At 75.6% G+C, this 23,906-nt stretch carries 20 protein-coding genes and 1 riboswitch; of the genes, 10 read left to right on the forward strand and 10 right to left on the reverse strand.

The annotated features are described in order from the left end of the window. Nucleotides 1–133 precede the first annotated feature (133 nt). Nucleotides 134–457 (reverse strand): PadR family transcriptional regulator, encoded by a 324-nt coding sequence (locus tag G1H19_RS10960; RefSeq protein ID WP_202925720.1) that lies wholly within the window; start codon nucleotides 455–457, stop codon nucleotides 134–136. A 418-nt stretch (nucleotides 458–875) separates the two neighbouring features. On the opposite strand from G1H19_RS10960, the gene G1H19_RS10965 reads away from it, so the two are divergent. From G1H19_RS10965 to G1H19_RS10975, 3 genes are all read left to right on the forward strand, one after another. After that, on the forward strand, nucleotides 876–1,085 hold the full coding sequence (locus tag G1H19_RS10965; RefSeq protein WP_152727779.1) for a hypothetical protein: 210 nt from the start codon (nucleotides 876–878) through the stop codon (nucleotides 1,083–1,085). An 81-nt stretch (nucleotides 1,086–1,166) separates the two neighbouring features. After that, nucleotides 1,167–1,844, forward strand: coding sequence for a DUF3105 domain-containing protein (locus G1H19_RS10970; protein ID WP_152727780.1), 678 nt, complete (start codon nucleotides 1,167–1,169; stop codon nucleotides 1,842–1,844). A 58-nt stretch (nucleotides 1,845–1,902) separates the two neighbouring features. Continuing rightward, a complete protein-coding gene (locus G1H19_RS10975) occupies nucleotides 1,903–2,124 on the forward strand; it encodes a hypothetical protein (RefSeq protein ID WP_152727781.1) in 222 nt (73 codons plus the stop codon). Between the two features lie 87 nt (nucleotides 2,125–2,211). Here the strand turns inward: G1H19_RS10975 and G1H19_RS10980 are convergent, their stop codons facing one another. From G1H19_RS10980 to G1H19_RS10995, 4 genes are all read right to left on the reverse strand, one after another. Further along, nucleotides 2,212–3,285 carry an ABC transporter permease subunit gene (locus G1H19_RS10980; protein WP_152727782.1) on the reverse strand — a complete coding sequence of 358 codons (1,074 nt, stop codon included), beginning with the start codon at nucleotides 3,283–3,285 and terminating at the stop codon, nucleotides 2,212–2,214. Further along, a complete protein-coding gene (locus G1H19_RS10985) occupies nucleotides 3,282–4,196 on the reverse strand; it encodes an ABC transporter ATP-binding protein (RefSeq protein WP_162392196.1) in 915 nt (304 codons plus the stop codon). The genes G1H19_RS10980 and G1H19_RS10985 overlap by 4 nt, the downstream gene beginning before the upstream one ends. Before the next feature lie 89 nt (nucleotides 4,197–4,285). Continuing rightward, on the reverse strand, nucleotides 4,286–5,764 hold the full coding sequence (locus tag G1H19_RS10990; RefSeq protein ID WP_162392195.1) for a glycosyltransferase family 2 protein: 1,479 nt from the start codon (nucleotides 5,762–5,764) through the stop codon (nucleotides 4,286–4,288). Further along, the gene (locus G1H19_RS10995) at nucleotides 5,761–6,411 is read right to left on the reverse strand and encodes a hypothetical protein (RefSeq protein WP_152727783.1); all 651 of its coding nucleotides are present in this window, start codon (nucleotides 6,409–6,411) and stop codon (nucleotides 5,761–5,763) included. The genes G1H19_RS10990 and G1H19_RS10995 overlap by 4 nt, the downstream gene beginning before the upstream one ends. A 239-nt stretch (nucleotides 6,412–6,650) precedes the next feature. Between G1H19_RS10995 and G1H19_RS11000 the strand changes: the two genes are divergently transcribed. Beyond that, complete coding sequence (locus G1H19_RS11000) at nucleotides 6,651–7,202, forward strand: dihydrofolate reductase family protein (RefSeq protein ID WP_152727784.1); 552 nt, start codon at nucleotides 6,651–6,653, stop codon at nucleotides 7,200–7,202. 211 nt (nucleotides 7,203–7,413) lie between these two features. Here the strand turns inward: G1H19_RS11000 and G1H19_RS11005 are convergent, their stop codons facing one another. Continuing rightward, nucleotides 7,414–8,877, reverse strand: coding sequence for a protein adenylyltransferase SelO (locus tag G1H19_RS11005; protein WP_162392194.1), 1,464 nt, complete (start codon nucleotides 8,875–8,877; stop codon nucleotides 7,414–7,416). 194 nt (nucleotides 8,878–9,071) lie between these two features. Next, a riboswitch (cyclic di-AMP (ydaO/yuaA leader) is annotated at nucleotides 9,072–9,209 on the forward strand. A 472-nt stretch (nucleotides 9,210–9,681) separates the two neighbouring features. Between G1H19_RS11005 and G1H19_RS11010 the strand changes: the two genes are divergently transcribed. Next, on the forward strand, nucleotides 9,682–10,527 hold the full coding sequence (locus tag G1H19_RS11010; protein ID WP_152727785.1) for a hypothetical protein: 846 nt from the start codon (nucleotides 9,682–9,684) through the stop codon (nucleotides 10,525–10,527). An 18-nt stretch (nucleotides 10,528–10,545) separates the two neighbouring features. Here the strand turns inward: G1H19_RS11010 and G1H19_RS11015 are convergent, their stop codons facing one another. After that, nucleotides 10,546–11,490, reverse strand: coding sequence for an MBL fold metallo-hydrolase (locus tag G1H19_RS11015; RefSeq protein WP_235927857.1), 945 nt, complete (start codon nucleotides 11,488–11,490; stop codon nucleotides 10,546–10,548). A gap of 202 nt (nucleotides 11,491–11,692) precedes the next feature. Between G1H19_RS11015 and recC the strand changes: the two genes are divergently transcribed. The 3 genes from recC to recD are packed head-to-tail and all read left to right on the forward strand — an operon-like array spanning nucleotide 11,693 to nucleotide 20,069. Further along, nucleotides 11,693–14,947 (forward strand): exodeoxyribonuclease V subunit gamma, encoded by a 3,255-nt coding sequence (gene recC, locus G1H19_RS11020; RefSeq protein WP_162392193.1) that lies wholly within the window; start codon nucleotides 11,693–11,695, stop codon nucleotides 14,945–14,947. Then, on the forward strand, nucleotides 14,944–18,333 hold the full coding sequence (locus G1H19_RS11025) for a UvrD-helicase domain-containing protein (RefSeq protein ID WP_152727786.1): 3,390 nt from the start codon (nucleotides 14,944–14,946) through the stop codon (nucleotides 18,331–18,333). The genes recC and G1H19_RS11025 overlap by 4 nt, the downstream gene beginning before the upstream one ends. After that, on the forward strand, nucleotides 18,330–20,069 hold the full coding sequence (gene recD, locus G1H19_RS11030; RefSeq protein ID WP_162392192.1) for an exodeoxyribonuclease V subunit alpha: 1,740 nt from the start codon (nucleotides 18,330–18,332) through the stop codon (nucleotides 20,067–20,069). Before G1H19_RS11025 ends, recD begins: the two co-directional genes overlap by 4 nt. Before the next feature lie 31 nt (nucleotides 20,070–20,100). Here recD and G1H19_RS11035 read toward each other — a convergent pair whose 3' ends face one another. From G1H19_RS11035 to G1H19_RS11045, 3 genes are read right to left on the reverse strand one after another with little or no spacing between them, the layout of a single operon-like run. Beyond that, on the reverse strand, nucleotides 20,101–20,562 hold the full coding sequence (locus G1H19_RS11035; protein WP_162392191.1) for a winged helix-turn-helix transcriptional regulator: 462 nt from the start codon (nucleotides 20,560–20,562) through the stop codon (nucleotides 20,101–20,103). 24 nt (nucleotides 20,563–20,586) lie between these two features. Continuing rightward, on the reverse strand, nucleotides 20,587–20,835 hold the full coding sequence (locus G1H19_RS11040; RefSeq protein WP_152727787.1) for a hypothetical protein: 249 nt from the start codon (nucleotides 20,833–20,835) through the stop codon (nucleotides 20,587–20,589). After that, nucleotides 20,835–21,839, reverse strand: a complete 1,005-nt coding sequence (locus G1H19_RS11045; RefSeq protein ID WP_162392190.1) for an LLM class flavin-dependent oxidoreductase — start codon at nucleotides 21,837–21,839, stop codon at nucleotides 20,835–20,837. The genes G1H19_RS11040 and G1H19_RS11045 overlap by 1 nt, the downstream gene beginning before the upstream one ends. A gap of 221 nt (nucleotides 21,840–22,060) precedes the next feature. On the opposite strand from G1H19_RS11045, the gene G1H19_RS11050 reads away from it, so the two are divergent. Together G1H19_RS11050 and G1H19_RS11055 are read left to right on the forward strand one after the other, a co-directional pair. After that, nucleotides 22,061–23,047 (forward strand): ATP-binding cassette domain-containing protein, encoded by a 987-nt coding sequence (locus G1H19_RS11050; RefSeq protein WP_152727789.1) that lies wholly within the window; start codon nucleotides 22,061–22,063, stop codon nucleotides 23,045–23,047. Then, complete coding sequence (locus tag G1H19_RS11055; protein WP_152727790.1) at nucleotides 23,044–23,880, forward strand: ABC transporter permease; 837 nt, start codon at nucleotides 23,044–23,046, stop codon at nucleotides 23,878–23,880. Before G1H19_RS11050 ends, G1H19_RS11055 begins: the two co-directional genes overlap by 4 nt. Nucleotides 23,881–23,906 lie beyond the last annotated feature (26 nt).

Here is a 23,906-nt window from a genome sequence, read left to right on the forward strand (position 1 = left end):
GCCGCGACCGGGAGCCCGTGCAGCTCGGCGACCAGTTCCCGGCCGTACCGGTCGCGGTCGGCCCTGTGCGGCAGCGCCTGGACGGCCAGTGCGATGCCGGCGCGCGCCACGGCGAGAGGCGCGCGTGGGCGGGTCATGCCGGCCCCGGCTGCGGGCGCAGCCGTGACGAGGCGGGCGGACGGTAGGCACGCGCCAGGGCGGCCCGGGAAGCCGGCACGCCCTCGCCGGTCAGCGCGTAGTAGCGGCGGGCCGGTCGACCCTGCACCGCGGGGTCGATGTCCTCCCACCGCGACGTGAGCCAACCGTGGCCCTCGAGCCGGGCGAGGATCGGGTGGACCGTGCCGCTGCGCAGGCCGGCCGCCTGGCCGATCTCCCGCCCGTAGCGCTCGCGCCCCGGGTCCTCCAGCAGTGCCTCGAGCACGCGCTGCGTGGTGAGGGTCATCCGGAGTTCGACCATGCCCTTACTCTACCTAGCTCCAGGTGGAGGACGAGTCGTCCGGACCGACCCGCCTGGTGTCGGGAGGATGCCTTGAGCGCGGATGCCTTGGACGCGGGGCCGCCTCACTTCCTCCCTCTGCGGGGCTGACCTTGCGAGTCGGCCATCGTGTTCGGTGGCCGACGTCCAGCGGGACAGCGACCTCGTCGGTGCTGTGACTCGGCGGGTCCCACCACTGGTTGGCGGTCTCCCCGCTGACGTCCTGGGGGTCGAACACCCACACCGCCCCGAGCTGGGCGCCGGGGTCCCCGCCCCCGGCACCGGCGGGCACGCGGGCCAGGTGCACCGCGGCGGTCGTCGTGCCGACCACGACCGGTACCGCGCCGACGGGCATCCACGTGGCGCTCTACGGTGACGGCTCGACGACGCCGAGTGCCGGATGCGGGTGGACGCTGTGGAGCGGGACGAGCGGAACCAGTACTCACCTGCCGGTGAGGTCGATCGGTGGGGTCACCTGGCCGCCGGTGCCGCGAGCGACCACCCGGGGCGGCGTCGGGCGCTGCGCATGCTGCTGGCGCTGCTCGTCGTCGTCGTCGCCGGGACGGTCCTGGTGTTCCTGCTCGCCGCCGTCGGCGTCCTGCCCGGTTGAGTCCACGACCGGGCCGGCAGACCCGTCCCGAGGCGGGCGCGCTCACGTCCAGGGCCGGCCGCGGGCCCTACGCTGCCCGGCATGACCAGCAGCGGGGGACGCCGCACGGCAGCAGGGCGCGGGCGGCGCACGGCACCGACGCAGGTGGTCGCGCCGTCGCGGCCGTGGGGGCTGATCGCGGCCGCCGTGGTGGTTGCGCTGTTCGCCGTCGCGGTCGTGGGCTACGCCGTCGTCCGCTCGAACCGGGCCGAGGCGGAGAGCGTGACCTCCCCGGACCAGATCCCCGGCGTCGCCGTGTACGAGTACCCGGGCGGCGCGCACACCGCCGACCCGGTCGGCTACGAGCAGACCCCGCCGGTGGGCGGGGAGCACGACCTGGAGTGGGCCGACTGCACCGGCAGCGTCTACCCCGCACCGATCCGGGACGAGAACGCCGTGCACGCCCTGGAGCACGGCGCCGTCTGGATCACCTACGACCCGGACGTCGTCACCGGCGACGACCTGGCCGTGCTGGTCGAGCTCACCGACGGGGTGTCCGGCACGATGGTCTCGCCGTACCCCGGCCAGGACACGCCGGTGAGCCTGCAGTCGTGGGGCCACCAACTGCGGGTGGACGCGGTCGGCGACCCCCGGGTCGAGCAGTTCCTCCAGCTGCTGCGCTACGCCCCGGGGCTGTCTCCCGAGCCCGGCGCGAGCTGTGAGAACCCGCAGTTCCTCGACGCCCCGCTGCGCCCCGAGGACCCCAGCCGCACCGGCTGACGAGCCGGGCCCGGGCAGTGCCCGGTGACGCAGCACCCGAGGGTCTAACGTCCGCCGCATGTTGCTCGTGTGGGGTGGGATCGGGCTCGTCCTCACGGCGCTGCTGCTCGCGGCCTGGCTGATGGACCGCAGCGTGCGGCGCCGCGGCTCCCAGGTCACCGGCGGCGGCCGGGTCTGGTTCGACGTCCGGGAGAGCCGGCGCGACGCCGATGTGTCGACGTACGCGCACGGCCGGGACATCTCCTGGAGCAGCTGGAGCCGGCGCAACCGGGGCAGCTGACGCCCAGCACGGCAGCCCCATGAGGCCGGCTCCCGGGACGCCGGGGCACGCCGTCCCTCCCCGCGAGCTGACTGCCCGCGGCCGGGCTCAGTGCAGGTCGCGCCGGGCGAACAGCACCATGCCCGCGCCGATGACCACCGCGGCGACCGCGCCCAGCCAGAGCCCGGCCTGCAGGTTGCCCAGCACGTACTCGGTGCCCTGCTCGACGGGCAGCCCGCTCCCGTCGAGGGTCCGCTGCGGGATGTACAGCGTCAGACCGTCGGGCACCACCAGGGCGATGGCGTTGTTCGTCAGCAGCCACGGCTGGGCGTTCGGCAGGAAGATGCGCACCGCCGTCTCGGCGATCGCCACGTACACGAACGCGATCCCCAGCGCGGCGCCGGTGTTGCGCACCAGGTGGGTCAGCCCGAAGCCGAGCAGCCCGGCCAGCAGCGCCAGCAGCACCCCCCGGCCCTGCAGCGAGAGCAGGCCCGACCAGAAGTCGTCCGGCAGGCGCGCGCCGTCACCGGCGACGGCGCGCAGCAGTGAAGCCATGGCCAGCCACATGGCCGCGGCGGCCAGCCCGATCAGCAGGGCCGCACCAACTACGACCAGGGCTTTCGCGCCGAGCACCCGGGTGCGCCGGGTCTCCCAGAACAGCAGGGCCACCATCGAGCGGGTCGACCACTCCGCGCCGACGAAGGTGGCACCGATCAGGAACGCCAGCACCGCGGCCGCGGCACCGAAGGCGATGGCGCCGCCCTGTCCCTCGTCGGCGAGGGAGAAGGGGGCGGGTATGAGGTAGCTGGCGACCTCGTAGTCCTCCGCGCGCACCTCCTGCCCGCACCCGGAATCCACGGGCACGTCCTCCGGACGGTCGGGACCGGTCAGGCACTCCTCCCGGTCCCGGTTGGCCTGCTGCACGTCCTGGGCGAGCCGCTGCTCCGCGCGGGCCAGCTCCTCCGGCCCGGCCGAGGAGTACTGGGTGGAGGCGACCAGCACCGCGGCCAGCCAGCCGAGCACGGCCAGCGCCAGCACCACCTGGATGAAGCGCCGGGAGAGGAAGCGGTGCGCCTCGGCGCGCAGCAGGCCGCTGAACCGGCCGGCCGGGACGCTGGCGACGTCGTCCGGGCGACCTCCGCCCTGCGCCCGGACCCCACCCTGCCCGACCGCGGTGCTCACACCGGCTCCGCGGTGATGGCGAGGAAGGCGCTCTCCAGGTCGGCGGCCACGGGGGTGAGCTCCTCCAGGTAGTGGCCGTGCTCGGCGAGCACGCGGGTCACCTCACCGGGCGCGGTGACGGCGTGCACGACCAGTCCCGCCTCGGCCGGGCTGACGGCCCAGCCTGAGGCCTGCAACACCGCGGCGGCCTCGGCCGGGGCGGGCACCCGGATCCGGACGTCGCCGGAGGACCGGCCGGCGAGCACCTCGCGCACCGGCCCGGCCGCGACGCAGCGCCCCCGGGCCAGGATCGCGACCCGGTCGCAGACCTGCTCGATCTCGGCCAGCAGGTGCGAGGACAGCAGCACCGTCGTCGAGCCGCTGCTGCCCAGCCGGCGGATCAGCTCGCGGACGTCCCGGATGCCGGCCGGGTCCAGGCCGTTGCTCGGCTCGTCCAGCACCAGCAGCCGCGGCGACTTCAGCAGCGCCGCGGCGATGCCGAGGCGCTGCTTCATCCCCAGCGAGTAGCCCTTGAAGCGGTCGTCGGCCCGGTCGGTCAGCTCGACCGTCTCCAGCACCTCCTCGACCCGGGTGCGGGGCAGCCCGGCGACCTCGGCCAGCAGCTGCAGGTTGCGCCGCCCGCTGAAGCCGGGGAAGAACAGCGGCGTCTCGACGAGTGCGCCCACCGACCCGATGACCTGCGGCAGGTCACCGGGGACGGGGCGGTCCAGCAGGCGCACCTCGCCGGCGTCGGGCCGGATCAGGCCCAGCAGCACGCGGATGCTGGTGGTCTTCCCCGACCCGTTCGGCCCGAGGAACCCCTGCACCCCGCCGTGCTCGACCACCAGGTCCAGGGCGTCCAGTGCCTGCTGCGGCGGCCGGCCGCGCCGCCGGTAGCTCTTCGACACGCCCCGCATCTCGACGGCTGGCACGTGGTCTCCCGACGGTCGGCGGACAGGGCCGGCACAGCCTGGCAGAGGTCGCCGTACCCGGGCCAGAGGCCACGCGGCGCGTGCCCGGGTCAGACCCGGAAGCCGCGCTGCCGGCGCACCAGCTTCTTCAGCATGAACAGGGTCTGGATGACCGTGATGAGGTACAGCACCGGCCAGCCGATCGACAGGATGGCGGACTGGATCTGCACGCTCTGCTGGCTCCAGGCGAAGATCAGCACCAGGAACGTGGCGAGGGCGCAGATCGCCGGGAAGACGTACGCCGAACCCCGGCCGCGCTCGGCTGCGGCCTGGGCGGCCCAGTTGTCCTTCTCCACCCGCGCGAAGAACTGCACCCACGCCGACACGAAGTGGCCCATCCGGATCCACATGTACAGCTCCGCCGGCGCGATGAGGACGGCGTAGAGCAGGTCCGAGGCGCTCGTGTCGTGCATCGAGGCGGCGATCCGGGCGTTGAGCAGCATGGCGACCGCCGGTGGGATGAGCCACACCGGGTTGAACACGAAGGCGTCGATCGACAGGGCTGCCGCCAGCAGCAGCAGGAACGCCATGCGGGTCGCGATGTTGAAGACCATCGAGATGTTCTCGTACCAGCGCAGCCGCAGGTTCGGGTGCATCGGCTGGCCCTTGTTGTCGCCCCGCTGCCCGGGCCACATGAGGTCGATGCCGCCGAAGTTCCACTTCACCTGCTGGCCGTGCAGCGCGCGCAGGTCCAGCATCGGCCCCACGAACGCGCGCGCCCGCGCGCTGATCTTGGTGCTGAACCCGGCGTCCTTGATCTGGAGGGAGAGCTTGGAGTCCTCCACCTCGGAGTCGCGGACCCAGGGCGCGGTCTGGTGGTTGCGGTACATCACCGTCTCCAGGGCGCGGACGCTGAACAGGCTGCACTGCCCCCCGAGCACCGCCATGTTCCGGCCGCGGACCAGGTTGTCCATGTTGAACCCGGCGAACTGGGCGCGCTGCCCGGCCACCAGGAAGCGGGCCAGCATGCCCTTCACGATGCTCTTGTCGAAGGTGTAGATGGCCGACAGCCCGCCGATGCGCGGGTCGGTGACCATCTCGTTCTCCAGCCACTCCACGCAGCGCCGGTCCAGGGTGGTGTCGCCGTCGACGCCCAGGATGTAGTCCGACCCGCGGCTGAGGTGGTAGCCGATGTTGAGCGCGCCGACCTTCTTGTCCGGGTTCACCCCGATGTCGTGCACGTGCACGACGGTGCGGAACACGTGCCCCTTCACGGTGCGCTCGTGCGGGCCCTCGAAGCCCCGGGCGATCTCGATCGTGTCGTCGTCGGTGTTGTTGACGATGACGTGGATCTGGTCCGGCAGCCGGGTCTGGGCCAGCAGCGAGGTCAGCACGGCCGCGATCGTGTCCTGCTCGTTGTACGCCGGGATGATGCAGCTGATCGTCGCGGTGCGCTGGGCCTGGTAGGCCTGAGCCTGCGCGAGGGAGTCCGGCAGCAACGAGGTGACGGTGGGTACGGCGCCACGGGCGACCAGCTGGACGCGGTCGGTGGAACGGCGCAGGCCGGGGACGACGAGGTCGGTGGTCACGAGGCGGTCTCCTGGACGAGCGGCAGGGTGAGGGTGTCCAGGACGGTCTGCCGGTAGGACGAGGTGCCCTTGGCCGTCGTGGCCACCAGCAGGTCGAACTGGACGTAGAGGGTGAGCGACGACGCGGTGGCGGCCGACGGCGTCAGGGTCAGGGCGGTCGAGTAGCTGAACGGCGGTGCCAGGGCGAAGGAGCCCTTGTCCTCCAGCGCGACGCTGCGCGTGACCCCGTCGTCGGAGGTGGCGACGAAGCGGGTCACGTCGATCGGGATGTCGTCGTCCCCGCCCTCGATGTGCGCCGACAGCTGGATGATCTTCGTGTCGGCGGCCGCCCAGGTGGTCGGGTCCTGGGTGGTCCAGTAGTCGATGACCAGGCTGCGGTCCCCGGCAGCGAGCTGGTGGGTGATCGAGCCGGTGTCCAGGTCCCCGGGTGGGCGGACCGGCTCCTGCGCCGTCGGCGCAGCCGTGGCCGCGACGACGGCCCGGCTCGGCGCGGCGGCCGTCGCGGTCGGGCTGGCCGATGCCGACGACGGCGTCTGCATGGGGCTCATGCTCACGTCGGGCAGCTCGCACCCGCTGAGCAGGACGGCCGCGCCGATCGCGAGGCCGTACGCCCGGGCCCGGCGGGTGGGGGATGGTCGTGCCGACACGGCGGCGTACTCCCGGTGATCGCTGGAAGCGGAGGACGACGCTGTGCTCCGTGAGCGCGGCGGCGCTCGCGGTCGCTCTCTGTCAGCGACCGGACTGAGGTTAGGAAGACCCGGCTCGACAGCACATCCCCCTGTCACCCGTGCGGAGGAGCGGCACGTCCACGCGCGGCAGCTGCCCGTGCAGCAGACTGCTGCCGGGCATACCGCCCCGGCTCGGAACCCGACGGAGGAGCACCACGATGGGCATGATCAAGGTGCACGAGTTCACCACGCTGGACGGCGTCGTCGACGCCCCGATGTGGACGATGGACTACGAGTTCAGCGACGAGTTCTCGGACGCGATCGGGCAGATCACCGGAACCTGCAGCGGCGTGCTGCTCGGCCGCACCACCTACGAGATGTTCGCCCCCGCCTGGTCCTCGCGGACCGTGGAGGACGACCCGGGCGCACCGTTCTTCAACGACAGCCCGAAGTACGTCGTCTCCGGCACGCTGGAGCACGCCGACTGGAACAACTCCACGGTGATCGGCAGCTACGACGCCGACCGGATCCGCGAGCTCAAGGCCCAGCAGTCCGGCGACCTCTACGTCAGCGGCAGCGCCACCCTGGTGCGGGCCCTGCTGGCCGACGGCCTGGTCGACGAGCTGCACCTGCTGGTCTACCCGGTCGCCGTCGGCACCGGCATCCGGCTGTTCCCCGAGGGCGGCCCGCGGACCCCGATGACGCTGCTGGGCAGCCGCGGGTTCGCCAACGGCGTGGCCCAGCTGACCTACGGCCCGGCCACCGCCTGACCCTCCCCGCGGAGCGGCCTTTTCCGCGGAAGTGGCCGGATGGGGCGGCCCTTTCCACGGAAGTGGCCGGATGGGGCGGCCCTTTCCGCGGAAGTGGCCGTGCGGGAGGCGGTCGTGTGCGCGGAAGTGGCCGTGCGGGAGGCGGCCGTGTGCGGGGAAGTGGCTGCGCGGGGCGGCCGTTCCCGCCGGAGTGTCGGGCGGGCCGGGCGGGTCAGGTGCCGCAGAAGGTCTGGTAGGCGCCGAAGTCCTGCGGGGCCGGGGCGGCGTACCGCTCCAGACCGGGCCGCGCCTGGAACGGTGCGCTCACCGCGTCCACCAGCCGGTGCAGCGGCGCCAGGTCGCCCCCGGTCGCGGCGTCCAGCGCCTCCTCGACCAGGTGGTTGCGCGGCACGTACACCGGGTTGACCCGGTCCATCGCGTCGGGGTCCGGGGACAGGGCACGCCAGCGATCCAGCCAGGCGTCGACGCCGGCCAGGTCCAGGAACAGCAGCCGCACCGGCTCGGCGTCGCCCCGGGCCGCGCGGGCCAGCGCCCGGTAGAACGACGTGTGGTCGACGTGGTCCTGCTGCAGCAGCGCCAGCAGGTCCACGAACAGCGGGGCCGGCTCGGCGTCGTCGGCGGCGTCGGGCAGTCCGAGCTTGGCGCGCATGCCCGCGGCCCAGGCCGCGTTGTACAGCGGCCGGAACGTGCCCAGGGCCTGCACCGCCAGCTCGACGGCGGCGTCCTGCTCCTCGTGCAGCAGCGGCAGCAGCGCCTCCGCCAGCCGGGCGAGGTCCCACTCGGCCACGACCGGCTGGTTGCCGTAGGCGTAGCGGCCGCCGTGGTCGATGGAGCTGTAGACCGTCGCCGGGTCGAAGGCCTCCATGAAGGCGCACGGCCCGTAGTCGATGGTCTCCCCGGAGATCGTCATGTTGTCGGTGTTCATCACCCCGTGCACGAAGCCGACCAGCATCCAGCGCGCCACCAGCGCGGCCTGCGCGGCCACGACGGACTCGAACAAGGCCAGGTACGGCTGGTCGGCCTCGGCGGCGGCGGGGTGGTGCCGGGCGATCGCGTGGTCGGCCAGCCTGCGCAGCAGGTCGGTGTCGTCGGTGGCCCGGGCGTAGGAGAAGCTGCCGACCCGCAGATGGCTGCTGGCCACCCGGGTCAGCACCGCACCCGGCAGCGGCGTCTCCCGGCGGACGGTGCGCCCGGTCGCGGTCACGGCCAGCGCCCGCGTGGTGGGGATGCCCAGTCCGTGCATCGCCCGGCTGACCACGTACTCGCGCAGCATCGGGCCGACCGCGGCCAGGCCGTCGCCGCCGCGGGCGAACGGGGTGCGCCCGGAGCCCTTGAGGTGCAGGTCGACCAGCCGGCCGCCGGTGTCGGTCAGCTCGCCCAGCAGCAGCGCGCGGCCGTCGCCCAGGCGCGGGGTGTAGCCGCCGAACTGGTGCCCGGCGTACGCCTGCGCCACGGGGGTTGCGCCCTCGGGCACGTCCACGCCCACCAGGAACCGCAGGCCCTCGGGGCTGCGCAGCCATGCCGGGTCCAGGCCCAGCTCGCCTGCCAGCTGCTCGTCGAGCAGTAGCAGTCGGGGCTCGGGGGCCTGCTCGGCGCGCCAGGGCAGCGCCATCTCGGGCAGCTCGCGGGCGAACCGGGAGTCGAGGGTGACGGTCGGGGGCAGGGCGACACTCACCCGCCGAGCGTACGGCGGCCGGCGGGCTCCGGCGCCCCGTCGGCCTAGCACCCGCGGTGCCGGGGCGGGGCGGACGCGAGCTCCGTCACCCGACGAAACGCCGGACGCCGATTGTCAGCACTGCACAACCCGTCTACGGTTGCCCGGTCCGGCCGACCACCACGCGTCCCCCCTCGGGGACCTCGGCCGGGCGCCGCCGAGTCGCCCACGGGCGAGCCGGGGACCCACCGAACCACTGGGGTGAATCCCGCTCCCGAGCACGATCCGGGTGTGGGTAGGGCTGCTTCCGGCCCGAACCCGTCAGCTGACCTGGTAGGCGGCCATCGGGAGAACGGAGAGCCGCCGCATGGCGCGCCCTGGAACTGCTGCACGTCCCCGGCCCGGCACGGCCGGTCCCTGCGCGCCCGACCGGCGCCTGCCACGGGACCGGGTCCAGCCCGGCTGACCCACCACCGCCGTCCTCCCGGACGGCGATGCCGGCCCTCGCCGGCCGCACCGGACCGGGCACCCAGCCCGATCGGCTCCCCGCCGCTGCCCCGGTGCGCGCCGCACGGCCGCGCTGCCCTGATCACCCCTCGCCCGGCCGTCGCCCCTCCCCGGGCGCGCCGCCCCCGCACACCCGGAGTCCCCCCGCCCATGCACCCCCGCACCACGGCACGTCACGCCGCCGCACACACTGCGGCCACATCTCCCGTCGCCCCGGCCGGCGACACCGCCGGTGAGCGCACGGCACCGGGCCGGGCCGCGACCCGCCGGTCCGCCGCACGCCGCCGCACCGCCCCCCGCCCGGGCCTGTACCTCGCCATGGCGGTCGCCGGTGCGGTCGCGGCCAACGTGCTGCTCGGTGCCGAGCCGGCCGCGCAGGCCGACCCCGCGTCGTCGGAGTCGGTGGCCATCGCCGCGCAGCTCGGGCTGACCGCGCAGACCGGACCGGTGGAGCCGGACATGCGCCAGCTCGAGCAGCTGGCCGCCACCCGCAGCACCCGCAGCGCCGCAGCCACCGCGGCACAGCAGACCCAGGCCGCCGCCGACCAGGCCGAGGCCGACCGCCGCCGGCAGGCCGAGGAGGAGGCGGCGGCCCGCGCCGCCGCCGAGGCCGCCGCGGCACGGGCCGCCGAGCAGGCCGCCGCGGCCGCGGCCGCGCAGGCAGCCGAGCAGGCCGCCGCTGCCTCGTCCTCCGCCGCGACCGTCGACGCCGACGCCGACGCCGACGAGTCGTCGTCCGGTGCGCAGGAGAGCACCCGGACGGCGGCCGCCCAGGCACCCTCGGCGTCGGTCTCCACCGGGTCGGTGGCGGTCATCCGCAACACCTCCGGCGCCGTCGAGCCCCAGGTGCAGGCCGCCGCCGACGTGGTGGTCAGCAACGTCCCGGGGGCCGACGGCATCACGCTCGGCGGCACCCGGCCCAGCGCCACCGACCCGGGCGGGCACCCCTCCGGCCTGGCCCTGGACTACATGGTCATGTCCGACGCCCAGCTCGGTGACGCCATCGCGGCCTACCACATCGCGCACTGGGACGAACTCGGCGTGGAGTACGTGATCTGGGAGCAGCGGATGCTGAGCTCGCCCAACGGGTCGTGGAAGCCGATGGAGGACCGTGGCGGTGTCACGGCCAACCACTTCGACCACGTGCACGTGAACTACCGGTAGCCAGAGCCGCCGGGGGCGTCACGCCAGGCAGGTCAGCGGGACGCCCCCGTTGAAGGTCACCATGTCCCGCAGCGCACTCAGCCCGTCGATCGGCCCGCCGGCCGGCACCCCGCCCAGCTCGGCCATGGCCCGGTGCAGGTTGCCGACGATGCGCTCGCTGTCGGTCCACTCCGCGTAGCGCCCCAGGTCGGTCTCCCGGGCGGCCTCCAGCGGGCCGATGCCCGCGGCGTGGGCCCGGCCGGCGACGTCGAGCACCATCCGCAGGTAGCCGAGCACCGCGTCGATGACCTCCGGGCCGCAGACCGGCCCGTGACCCGGGACGATCGTGCGGGCCCCGAGCGGGGCGACGAACCGCTCCAGCACCTCCACCGCCCCGGCGACCGAGCCGCTGAGCAGGAACGGCGTCCCGCCGTTGAACAGCAGGTCACCGGCGTAGAGCACCGACTGCTCGGCGACCCACACCACGCAGTCGTTGGTGGTGTGCGCCGGCCCGCCGACGTGCCGCACCTGGGCGCGGGTGTCCCCGGCCCAGATCGTGACGCCCTCGGTGAAGGTCAGGAAGGGCGGGGCGAACGGCGGCGCGCCGGAGTCGAACTCCTGCCAGATGCCCGGCGGGTGCACGCTGCCCATGGCGATCATCTCGGTGCGCGCGGCCTCGTGCGCCACGATCGTGGCGTCCGGCAGCAGCCCGTTGCCCGCGGTGTGGTCGGGGTGGTGGTGGGTGTTCACCAGGGTGCGCACCGAGCGCCCGGTCACCGACCGGACGGTGTCCAGGTAGGCGGTGGTGCGGGCCGCGGTCGCGCAGGTGTCGACGCTCACCACGCCGTCCGGGCCGGTGAGGAAGCCGGTGTTGTTGATCATCCAGCTGCCGTCGGGCTGCACGTAGGCGAACAGCCCGTCGCCCACCTCGACCACCTGGGGTGGCCCGCCGCGCAGGTCGCCGGCCGCGGTGCCGCTGCTCACCGGGTCACCCGTCCGCTCGTGTCGCCGGACCGTCGGGTCGTGGGCATGGCGTCTCCTCGCTGCTCGGGTGGCTCAGCGAGACCGTAGTCACCGTGGGTGCGCGCGGGCGCTCCGAGGTGTGCCCGCCCACGCCGGCCGGCCCGCCGGGGGGACACGCCGCGGGCGTCGGGGGACTGTCGGTGGCGTCGGGTAGACAGGCCGCGTGCTGCACCTCCACCGCGCGGAGCGGACCGCCCGGCTGGCCGACGGCCTCGCCGGCCTGCTCGCCGACCCCCTCGCGGACCCCTTCGCCACCGAGGTCGTGGCGGTGCCGGCGAAGGGCGTGGAGCGGTGGCTGGCGCAGCGGCTGTCCACCGTGCTGGGCGCCGGCCCGCGCGGTGACGGCATCTGCTCGGGCATCCGCTTCCCGTCCTCGGGCCGGCTGGTCGACGAGGCCCTGGCCGTCGCCACCGGCACCGACCCGCGCGCCGACCCCTGGGCGGACCCGACCTGGGCGCTGCTGGAGGTGCTCGACGCCTGCGTGGGCGAGCCGTGGTGCGCGGTGCTGGCCGCCCACGTGGGCGCCGGCGCCGCCGGTGAGGGGGCGGGAGCGCACCGCCGCGGCCGCCGCTGGGCCACCGCCGCGCACCTGGGCGAGCTGTTCCGCTCCTACGCCGCGCACCGGCCGGGCATGCTGCGCGACTGGGCCGCCGGCCGGGACACCGACGGGTCGGCGCCGCTGCCGGGCGACCTGCGCTGGCAGGCCGAGCTGTGGCGCCGGCTGCGCGAGCGCCTCGGCCCCAGCCCCGCCGAGGACCTGGCCGCGGCCTGCGCGGTGCTGCGAGCCGAGCCGGGCCGCTCCGACCTGCCCGACCGGGTCAGCGTCTTCGGCCCCACCCGGCTGTCCACCCAGTCGCTGGCGGTGCTCGACGCGCTCGCCGCCGGCCGCGAGATGCACCTGTGGCTGCCGCACCCCAGCCCCGCGCTGTGGTCGGCGCTGGCCGGCCGCACCGCCACCCGGCGCGCGGAGGACACCAGCGCCACGGTCGCCCGGCACCCGCTGCTGCGCAGCCTCGGCCGGGACGTCCGCGAGCTGCAGCTGCGGCTGCCTGAGCACGTGGACGTGCACCACACCGGCCCCGACGGCGACGTGCCGGGCACGCTGCTGGCCCGGCTGCAGGCCGACCTGCGCGACGACCGGCCGCCGGCGGCCGGCGGCACCCTCGACGGCACGGTCCAGGTGCACGCCTGCCACGGCCCCGCCCGGCAGGTCGAGGTGCTGCGCGAGGTGCTGCTGCGGCTGTTCCAGGACGACCCCACCCTGGAGCCCCGCGACGTCCTCGTGCTGTGCCCCGACGTCGAGACCTTCGCGCCCCTGGTGTCGGCCACCTTCGGGCTCGGACCGGACCTGCCGCACCCCGGCAACGCGCTGCGGGTGCGACTGGCCGACCGCAGCCTGCGCCAGACCAACCCGCTGCTGGACACCGTCGCGCTGCTGCTGGAGCTGGCCGACGGCCGGGTCACCGCCAGCCAGGTCCTCGACCTCGCCGCCACCCCCGGCGTCCGGCGGGCGTTCGGCTTCGACGACGAGGACCTCGAGCGCATCCGGGACTGGGTCGCCCGCTCCGGGGTCCGGTGGGGGCTGGACACCACCACCCGCGCGGCGTACGCGATGGAGCGGGTGCCGCAGAACACCTGGCGGGCCGGGCTGGACCGGGTGCTGCTGGGAGTCACCACCTCGGAGGACCAGCCGGTGTGGCTGGGCCTGGCCCTGCCCCTGGACGACGTGGACAGCACCGACGTCGACCTCGCCGGCCGGCTGGCCGAGCTGGTGGACCGGCTGGAGGACGTGCTCACGGCGCTGTCCGGCGAGCACCCCGTCGGGCACTGGGTGCACGTGCTGGCCGCGGCGCTGGACAGCCTCACCACCACCGAGCCCGACGACGCCTGGCAGCTGGCCCAGGCCCGGCGCGAGCTCGCCGAGACCGCCGAGGGCGGCACCGCCCCGGTGCGGCTGGCCGACGTGCGGGCGATGCTGGCTTCCCGGCTGCGCGGCCGGCCCACCCGGGCCAACTTCCGCACCGGCAACCTCACCGTCTGCACCCTGGTGCCGATGCGGTCGGTGCCGCACCGGGTCGTGGTGCTGCTCGGCCTGGACGACGGCGTCTTCCCGCGCAGCTCCGGGGTCGACGGCGACGACGTGCTGGCCCGCGACCCGCGGGTCGGCGAGCGGGACGTGCCCAGCGAGGACCGGCAGCTGCTGCTGGACGCGGTGCTGTCCGCCGGTGAGCGGCTGGTGGTGGTGCACACCGGCGCCGACCCGGTCAGCGGCGCCACCCGGCCACCGGCCGTCCCGGTCGGCGAGCTGCTGGACGTGCTGGCCGCGATGGTGCCGGCCGACCGGGACCGGATCGTCCGCCGGCACCCGCTGCAGCCGCACGACGCCCGCCAGTTCACCGGCGCCACCCCGCTCAGCTTCGACCCGGTCGCCCTCGCCGGCGCCCGGCAGGCGGCCCGCGCCCGAGCCCCCGAGCCGGCCCGCCGGCCGCTGCCGCCGCGCGGGGGCCCGGTCGCGCTGGACGACCTGGTCTCCTTCGTCGAGCACCCGGTGCGGGCCTACCTGCGCCAGCGCCTGCAGATCACCCTGCCCGGCGAGGACGACGAGGTGGCGGACGCGCTGTCGGCCTCGCTGGACGCGCTGCAGGAGTGGGCGGTGGGCGACCGGCTGCTCACCGCCGGGCTGGCCGGTGTGCCGGCCGCCGACGCCGAGCGCAGCGAGTGGCTGCGCGGCACGCTGCCGCCGGGCGCCCTGGGTGCCCGGGTGCTGCAGCGGGTCGGCCGCCGCGTCGTGCCGCTGGTCGGGGCCGCCGCGCCGCTGCTGGCCGCGCCGTCGCGCGCGGTCGACGTGCGGGTCGACCTGGGCGGTGGCCGGGAGCTGTCCGGCACGGTCAACGGCGTCCGCGAGGACGCCGTGGTCAGCGTGACCTACTCCAGCCTCGCGGCGAAGCACCGGGTGCGGGCCTGGGTGCTGGCCCTGGCGCTGGCCGCCACCGAGGGGCGAGGCACCGCGGTGACCGTCGGCCGGCGCGGCGACCGGGCCCGCACCTCCACGATCGTCGCCCCGCCCGACCCGCGGGCCGCGCTCGCCGGACTGGTCGACCTGTACGACCGGGGCCTGTGCGAGCCGCTGCCGCTGGCCGCCAAGGCCTCCGAGTGCTACGCCCGCGCCCGGGCCGGCGGGGGCACCAGCGTGGAGCAGGCGCTGGAGAGCGCTGGCCAGGAGTGGGCCGGTGGCCGGTTCCCCGGTGAGCGGGAGGACCGGCACCACGTGCACGTCTGGGGCACCCGGGCCCCGATCAGCGCCCTCGCCGCGGCCGCACCGCTCGACGACGAGCGCTGGCCCGACGAGCGCACCCGCTTCGGTGTGCTGGCCCGCCGGCTGTGGAGCCCCCTGCTCGATGCGGAGACCACCTCGTGACGCCGTCCACCCCCGAGCCGTCCACCTCGGAGCCGTCCACCCCGATGCCCTTCGACGTGTGCGGCCCGCTGCCCACCGGCACCACCGTGCTGGAGGCCAGCGCCGGCACCGGCAAGACGTTCACCATCGCCGCGCTCACCACCCGCTACGTCGCCGAGGGCGTCGCCGAGCTGTCCCAGCTGATGCTGGTCACCTTCGGCAACGCCGCCTCCCGGGAGCTGCGGGACCGGGTGCGCGAGCGCATGGTCACCGCGGAGGCCGCCCTGCGCGACCCGGCCGCGGCCCGCGCGTCGGGTGACCCGCTGCTGCGGCTGCTGGCCGCTGTCGGCGACGCCGAGGTCGGTGAGCGGTGCGCCCGGCTGGCCCGCGCCCTGGCCGGGTTCGACGCGGCCACCATCGCCACCACGCACTCGTTCTGCTCGCAGATGCTGGCCGGGCTGGGCACCGCCGCCGACACCGACCCCGCCGCCACCTTCACCGAGGACGTCGGCGACCTGGTGCACGAGGTGGTCGGCGACCTGTACCTGCGTTCCTTCGCCGTCGGCGAGCAGACCGCGCCGCCGTTCCTGGAGCACGCCCAGCTGCTGGAGCTCGGCCGGGCCGCCGTGGGCAGCGACCGGCAGGCCCGGCTGGAGCCGATCGACGACACCGGGACGCCCGGGCGCCGGCGCCGGGCCGCGCAGGCCGTGCGGGACGAGGTGGAGCGGCGCAAGCGCCGGCGTGGCCTGGTCGACTACGACGACTGGCTGTCGCTGCTGCGCGACGCGCTCGGCCACCCCGAGCACGGGGCGGTCGCCTGCGAGCGGGTCAGCTCCCGGTACCGGGTGGTGATGGTCGACGAGTTCCAGGACACCGACCCGGTCCAGTGGGAGGTGCTGCACCGGGCGTTCCACCAGCGCACCACGCTGGTGCTGATCGGTGACCCGAAGCAGGCCGTCTACGGCTTCCGTGGCGGCGACGTCACCACCTACCTGGCCGCCGGCGCGGTGGCCGGCAGCCGGGCCACGCTGGCCTGCAACTGGCGCAGTGACCGGCCGCTGATCGAGGCGCTCGACCAGGTGTTCGGCGGCACCGCGCTGGGCGACCCGCGGATCGTGGTCCGGCCGGTCGGGTCGGCGCACCCGGAGCCGCGGCTCACCGGCGCGGGCGCCCCGCTGCGGCTGCGCCGGGTGCCGCGCACCGGGCACGGCCGGCTGGCCCGCGGGCTGCCCGCCGTCGACCGGCTGCGCGACGCCGTCGCGGCCGACGTCGCCGCGGACGTGGTGGACCTGCTGTCCGGGCCGGCTCAGCTGGAGGGCCGGCCGCTGCGCCCCAGCGACGTCGCCGTCCTCGTGCGCACCAACCGGCAGGGCCACCTGGTCACCGACGCGCTGGGCCGGGTCGGCGTCCCGGCGGTGATGGCCGGTGGGGGCAGCGTGTTCGGCACCGCCGGGGCCCAGTCGTGGCTGGTGCTGCTGGAGGTCCTGGAGCAGCCGCACCGGGCCGGGCGGGTCCGGGCGGCGGCGCTGTCGGTGTTCCTCGGCCTGGACGAGGCCGCCCTGGACGCCGGCGCCGAGCAGGTCACCGACCGGCTGGCGCCCCGGCTGCGCCGCTGGGCCGACCTGCTCACCGACCGCGGCGTGGCCACCTTCCTGGAGGTGCTCACCGCGGAGGAGGGTCTGCCGGCCCGGGTGCTGCGCCGGCCCGACGGCGAGCGGGTGCTCACCGACCTGAGGCACGTCGGGCAGGTGCTGCACGCCGCGGCGGCCGCGGAGTCCCTCGGCCTGACCGCGCTGGTCCAGTGGCTGCGCCGGCGCATCGCCCGGGTCGAGGTGGAGGGCACCGAGGAGCGCAGCCGGCGCCTGGAGTCCGACGCCGCCGCGGTGCAGGTGATGACCGTGCACGTCAGCAAGGGCCTGGAGTTCCCCGTGGTGCACGTGCCCTTCGGCTGGGACCGCTGGGTGCCGCGCGAACTCGACGTGCTGCGGCTGCACGACGACCACGGCAACCGGGTGCTCGACGTCGGCGGGCCGGCCGCCGCCGGGTACACCCGGGCCCGCGTGCGCCGGGACGCCGAGGAGTTCGGCGAGGACCTGCGCCTGCTGTACGTGGCGCTGACCCGGGCCGCCTGCCAGGTGGTCGCGCACTGGGCGCCCAGTGCCAACACCCGCTCCGCGCCGCTGCACCGGCTGCTGTTCGGCCGGCCGGCGGCCGGGGCGCAGCCCGACCCGGAGGTGGCGGTGCCCTCCGACGACGACGCGGCCGCCCTGCTCGCCGCCCTGGCCGGGCAGTCGGGCGGCCGGATCGGCGTCGCCGACGTCGCGCCCGCGCCCGGCACCCGCTGGTCCCCACCGGCGCAGCCCCCGCCCGAGCTGGCGGTCAGCAGCTTCACCCGGGTGCTCGACGACGACTGGCGGCGCACGTCCTACAGCGCGCTCACCCGGGCCGCCCACGACCTGCCGCCGACCAGCGAGCCGGACGAGCCCGGCACCCAGGACGAGCGGGACGCCGAGCAGGACGTCCCGGCCCCCGACGCCGTACCGGCCCCCGACGCCGTCCCGGGAACGGGCGCCGTCCCGGGCGCGGGCGCCGTCCCGGGACCGAGCGCCGGCGGCCCCGCCCTGCCCCCGGACACCGGCGCGCTGCCCTCACCGCTGAGCGCCCTGCCCGGCGGTGCCGCGTTCGGCACGCTCGTGCACGCCGTGCTCGAGGAGCTGGACCCGGCGCAGCTGGACCAGCGCTGCGCCGAGGCGGTGGACCGGTTCCTGGTGCCCGGGGTCGACGCCGCCGCCCTGGCCGACGGGCTGCGCCCGGTGCTGCACACCCCGCTCGACGAGCAGGGCACCACGCTGGCCGGCATCGCCGCCGGCGACCGGCTCGCCGAGCTGGACTTCGAGCTGCCGCTGGCCGGCGGCGACGACGCCGTCCCGCACGCGACGCTCGCCGACGTCGCCGCGCTGCTGCGCCGGCACGACCTCGGCCCGGTGACCGGCTACGCCGACCGGCTGGCGACCCTGGAACCCGCGGCGCTGCGCGGCTTCCTCACCGGCAGCATCGACGCCGTGCTGCGGCTGCCGGACGGGCGCTTCGCCGTCGTCGACCACAAGACCAACCGGCTGGGTGCCGAGCCGCTCACCACCTGGCACTACCGGCCCGCCGCGATGGCCGGGGAGATGCAGCACACGCACTACGTGCTGCAGGCGCTGCTCTACTCCGTGGCCCTGCACCGCTTCCTGCGCTGGCGCCAGCGGGACTACGACCCGGCGCGGCACCTGGGCCCGGTGCTCTACCTGTTCGTCCGCGGCATGGCCGGCCCGGAGACCCCCGCCGGCGCCGGGGTGTTCACCTGGCACCCGCCGGCGGCCCTGGTCACCGAGCTGTCGGACCTGCTGGCGGGCCGGTCGTGATCGGTGTCCGCGCCACCGGCGTGCTGCGGGAGTTCGCCGAGGCCGGCGTGCTGGCGCTCGCCGACGTGCACGTGGCCCTGCGGCTGTCCCGGCTGGGGGCGGAGACGTCGGAGACGGTGCTGCTGGCCGTCGCGCTCGCCGTCCGCGGGGTGCGCACGGGGTCGGTGTGCGTGGACCTGGCCACGGTGGCCGACTCCGTGGTGCCCGACGAGGACGCCCCGCCCGTGGACCTGCCCTGGCCCGTGGACTGGTCGGCGTTGCAGGACAGCCCGCTGGTCGCCGTCGGCGCCGCGGCGCCGTGGCGGCCGCTGCGGCTGGTGGACGGGCTGCTCTACCTCGACCGCTACTGGCAGCAGGAGCAGCTGGTGCGCCGCGAGCTCGGCCAGCGAGCGGCACTGCTGCCCCCACCGGTCGACCTCACCCTGCTCCCCGAGCTGTTCCCCGGCCCCGCGCCGGACCGGCAGCGGCTGGCGGCGGCGGTCGCCGCCGGCCGCTGGGTCAGCGTGATCACCGGCGGCCCGGGCACCGGGAAGACGCACACCGTGGCCCGGCTGCTGCGGCTGCTGATGGCCCAGCCCGGCCCGCCGCCCCGGATCGCGCTGGCCGCACCCACCGGCAAGGCCGCGGCTCGGCTGCAGGAGTCGGTGCTGGCCCAGGCCGCGGAGGTGGGGCTGCCGCTGGACCTCACCGCCTGCACGGTGCACCGGCTGCTCGGCTGGCGCCCGGACAACCGCAGCCGCTTCCGGCACGACGCCGGCAACCGGTTGCCGTTCGACGTGGTCGTCGTGGACGAGTCCTCGATGGTGCCGCTGACCCTCATGGCGCGGCTGCTGGAGGCGGTGCGGCCCACGGCCCGGCTGGTGCTCGTCGGCGACCCCGACCAGCTCACCCCGGTCGAGGCCGGCGCCGTGCTCAGCGACCTGGTGCACCGGCCCGGTGCCGCCGCGGCGCCCGACCCGAGCCCGGAGCTCGACCGGGACGCCGACCTCGACGAGGTCGAGCGGGCGCAGCTGCGCAACGGCGTGGTGCGGCTGCGGGTGTCCCGCCGGTACGGCGCCAGCATCGGCGGGCTCGCCGAGGCCGTCCGCACCGGGGACGCCGACCTCGCGGTGACCCTGCTGACCGGTGGCGCGGGGCTGTCGCTGGCCGCGGGCACCGACGCCCTGGCCGGCACCGTCCGCCGCTCGGCCGAGCAGCTGCGCTCCGCAGCCACCGCCGGTGACGCCAAGGCCGCCCTGGCACTGCTGGGCGGCCACCGGCTGCTCTGCGCGCACCGGCACGGCCCGCACGGCGTCTCGTACTGGAACGAGCAGGTCAGCCGCTGGTCCGGGGACGTGCCGGGGGAGTGGCACCCCGGCCAGCCGCTGCTGGTCACCGCCAACGACTACGAGAACCGGCTGTTCAACGGGGACACCGGGGTCGTCGTCGACACCGCCGACGGGTTGCGGGCCGCCTTCGCCCGCGCTGACGGCGTCGACCTGGTGCCGCTGTCCCGGCTGTCGTCGGTGGCCACCGCGCACGCGCTCACGGTGCACCGCAGCCAGGGCAGCCAGTACGAGGCGGTGACGGTGCTGCTCCCGCCGGCCGGCTCCCCGCTGCTCACCCGGGAACTGCTCTACACCGCGGTCACCCGGGCCCGCACCCGGGTGCACGTGGTGGGCAGCGAGGACGCCGTCCGGGCTGCGGTCGAGCGGCAGGTGGTGCGGGCCAGCGGGCTGCGCCGGCCGGTGACCTGACCCGGGCCGGGGCGGCCCAGGCGGGGGCGGCTCAGGCGGGGGCGGGCGTCGCCCACGGGTCGGGCACGGCGAGCGACAGGTCGTCGGCGACGATCTCCTCCCCGCACGTCGTGCAGGTCAGCCGGGCCGCCAGCCGGTGCTCGTGGCCCTCGTGCCGGTGCCGCAGCGGCATCCGGCCGGCGGTGGGCAGGTGCCGGTCGCCCCACTGCTGCAGCGTGAGCAGCACCGGCACCAGCTCCTGCCCGGCCGGGGTCAGGTGGTACTCGAAGCGGGGCGGCCGCTGCGAGTACTGCCGCCGCTCCAGGACGCCGGCGTCCTCCAGGGTGCGCAGCCGCACGGCGAGCATGTTGCGCGGGGCGCCGGTCGCCAGCCGGATGCCCTCGAAGCGCCGGACCCCGTAGAACAGCTCGCGCACGACCAGCAGGGACCACCGTTCCCCGACCGTCTCCAGCGTCGCCGCCACCGAGCAGGGGCGGTGCGATCCGGCGTCCACGGCAGCAGACGGTACCCGCGGGTCTCAGCCGAACTCGTTCATCGCCTCCGCGCGGAACTGGGCCAGGAACTGGTCGCGGGTGATGCCGCGCCGCTCGGCCTCCCGGTCGCAGAGCATCGCGATGACCAGCGACGACTGCCGGACGACGTCGGCCCGGGTGTCGTCGTCCAGCCCGGCCAGCACCTTCGTCCAGCCCGCCCAGTCACCGCCGCCGGCGGCCTCGGCGAGCTCCAGCACGATGCCGAACCGGCGCAGCGACTCCAGGTTGGCCATCAGGCGTGCACCGTCGCCCGGCCCACCGACTGCACGGCCTCGGCCAGCAGGACGGTGGAGCGCAGCCGGCCCTCCAGCGCGGGGGAGGAGTGCCCGACGATCAGCTCGTCGGCGTCGGCGTACCGGCGGAAGTCGACCAGCTGCTCGCGCACCTCCGCCGGGGTGCCCACGGCCGAGTGCGTGAGCATCGCGTCGACCTGCTGCCCGGCGGCGGACTCCAGCAGCAGGTCGGTCTCCTGCTCGGTGAGGTCCCGGCCCCGGCCGAACAGCAGGGCGGCGCGGCGGCGGCGCAGCACCTCGAACTGCTCCCGGGCCGAGGCCGTGGTGTCCGCGGCGACCACGTTGGCGCCGGCGATGACGTGCGGGGCGTCCAGCTGCTCAGAGGGCCGGAAGTCCCGGCGGTACAGCTCCACCGCCGCCCGCAGTGCCTGCGGCGCGAAGTGCGAGGCGTGCGCGTAGGGCAGGCCGAGCGCCGCGGCGAGCTGCGCGCCGAAGGTGGAGGAGCCCAGCACGTAGAGCGGCACGTGCGAGCCGCTGCCCGGGAACGCCTGCACCCCCGGCACGCGGCTCTCGCCGGCGAGGTAGGCCTGCAGCTCCAGCACGTCCTGCGGGAACCGGTCGCCGGCGCGGGGGTCGGTGCGCATCGCGTGCATCGCCTGCTGGTCCGAGCCGGGTGCCCGGCCGACGCCCAGGTCGATCCGGCCGGGGTACATCGCCTCCAGGGTGCCGAACTGCTCGGCGATCACCAGCGGCGAGTGGTTGGGCAGCATCACGCCCCCGGCGCCGAGCCGGATGGTGGAGGTCCGCGCCCCGACGTGGGCGATGAGCACGCTGGTGGCCGAGGAGGCGATGGCCGGCATGTTGTGGTGCTCGGCATACCAGACCCGGGTGTAGCCGTGCTGCTCCGCGCACTGCGCCAGCGCCACGCTGGCCGCGATGCTGTCGGTGACGGTCTCGCCGGGCGCGACGGGGGCGAGGTCGAGGACGGAGAGCGGGAAGGACACGGGGCAGGGCCTCTCTGGTCGGAGCAGGGACCCGGTGCCTGCGGTCCCCGTCAGGGCGAACGCCTCAGCGGCGCGGGCATTCCACCCGGGCGGGGTGGCCGGGTCACCGAGCGGGTCGTCCGAGGTCGGGGACCAGGTCGCGGAGAAAAGATGGTGCCGGTCACACCGGTTCTGTCGGACCCTCAGGAGATGCTCCGGGTGAGCACAGGAGAGGAGTCGCGATGACCACATCGGCACCGTTGGCGATCGAGGCCAGCGGTCTCAGGAAGAGCTTCGGCACCACCCGGGCGGTCGACGGCGTCGACCTCGCCGTCCCGGCCGGGTCGGTGTACGGGGTGCTCGGCCCCAACGGCGCCGGCAAGACCACCACCATCCGCATGCTGGCCACGCTGATCGCCCCCGACGCCGGCACCGCGCTGGTGCTCGGGCACGACGTGGTCACCGAGGCCGACGCGGTGCGCCGGCTGGTCAGCCTCACCGGTCAGCTGGCCTCGGTCGACGAGGAGCTCACCGGCCGGGAGAACCTGGTCATGCTCGGCCGGCTGCTGGGCCACTCGTGGGCGGCCGCGCGCGTCCGGGCCGACGAGCTGCTGGCCGCCTTCGACATCGCCGAGGCCGCCGGCCGGCTGGTCAAGCACTACTCCGGGGGCATGCGCCGCCGGCTCGACATCGCGGCCAGCATCGTGGTCACCCCGCGGCTGATGTTCCTCGACGAGCCGACCACCGGGCTCGACCCGCGCTCGCGCAACCAGGTGTGGGAGATCGCCCGCGCGCTGGTGGCCGAGGGCACCACGATCCTGCTGTGCACCCAGTACCTGGAGGAGGCCGACCAGCTCGCCGACGGCATCGCCGTGATCGACCGCGGCCGGGTGATCGCCGAGGGCACGCCCGGGCACCTCAAGGCCTCGGTCGGCACCGGCGCGCTGCGCGTCCGGCTGATGGACGCCGGGCGCCGGGCGGAGGCCGCCGCGCTGCTGGAGCGCACCGTCGGCCCGGTGGCGCTGGAGCCGGACCCGGCCGCGCTCGCGGCCACCGGTGCCGACGCCGCGCGGGCCGCGCTGGGGGTGGCCGAGCTGGCCCGGGCCGGCATCCCGCTGGCCCAGTTCTCCCTGGAGCAGCCCAGTCTGGACGAGGTCTTCCTCGCCCTCACCGGCCACCTGGCCGAGGACACGCCCGCACCGTCCGACACCCTGCAGGAGCAGTCATGACCGCCACCACCCGGGCCCCGGGCCCCGCCGACACCGCGGCGGTCCGCCGGGCCATCACCTCCACCGCCCGGCCCACCCCGCCCGGCCGGCTGGCCACCGCCGTCGTGTTCGGCTGGCGCGGCATGCTCAAGATCAAGCACGTGCCCGAGCAGTTGCTGGACGTCACCGTCACACCGGTGATGTTCGTGCTGATGTTCACGTACCTGTTCGGCGGGGCGATCGCCGGCTCCACCGGCGCCTACCTGGACTTCATCCTGCCCGGGATGCTGGTCATGTCGGTGCTGTTCACCACCGTCTACTCCGGGGTCTCGCTGAACACCGACCTGACCAAGGGCGTGGTCGACCGGTTCCGCTCACTGCCGATCTGGCGGCCGGCGCCCCTGCTCGGGTCGCTGCTGGGCGACAGCGTCCGCTACGTGCTGGCCGGCACCGTGATCATCGTGCTGGGCCTGGCCCTGGGCTTCCGGCCCGACGGCGGGGTGCTCGGGGTGCTCGGCGCGCTGGCGGTGGTCGTCGTCTTCTCCTTCGGGCTGTCCTGGGTGTTCTCGGTGCTCGGGCTGCTGCTGCGCTCGCCGAACGCGGTGATGAACGCCGGCTTCATGGCCATCTTCCCGCTGACGTTCCTGTCCAACGTGTTCGTCGACCCGGCCACCCTGCCCGGCCCGCTGGAGGCCTTCGTGCAGGTCAACCCGATCACCGTGCTCGCCACGGCGTCCCGCTCGCTGATGCAGGGCGAGCCGGACGGCGTGGCGATCACGGTGTCCCTCGGGGTGGCGGCACTGCTCACCGCGGTGTTCCTGCCGCTCACCACGCGGCTCTACCGCAGCCGGTGAGCGGGGCGCGGCCACGTTCGAGCGGG

This window comes from Goekera deserti, assembly GCF_010685995.1.
Lineage (GTDB): Bacteria > Actinomycetota > Actinomycetes > Mycobacteriales > Geodermatophilaceae > Goekera > Goekera deserti.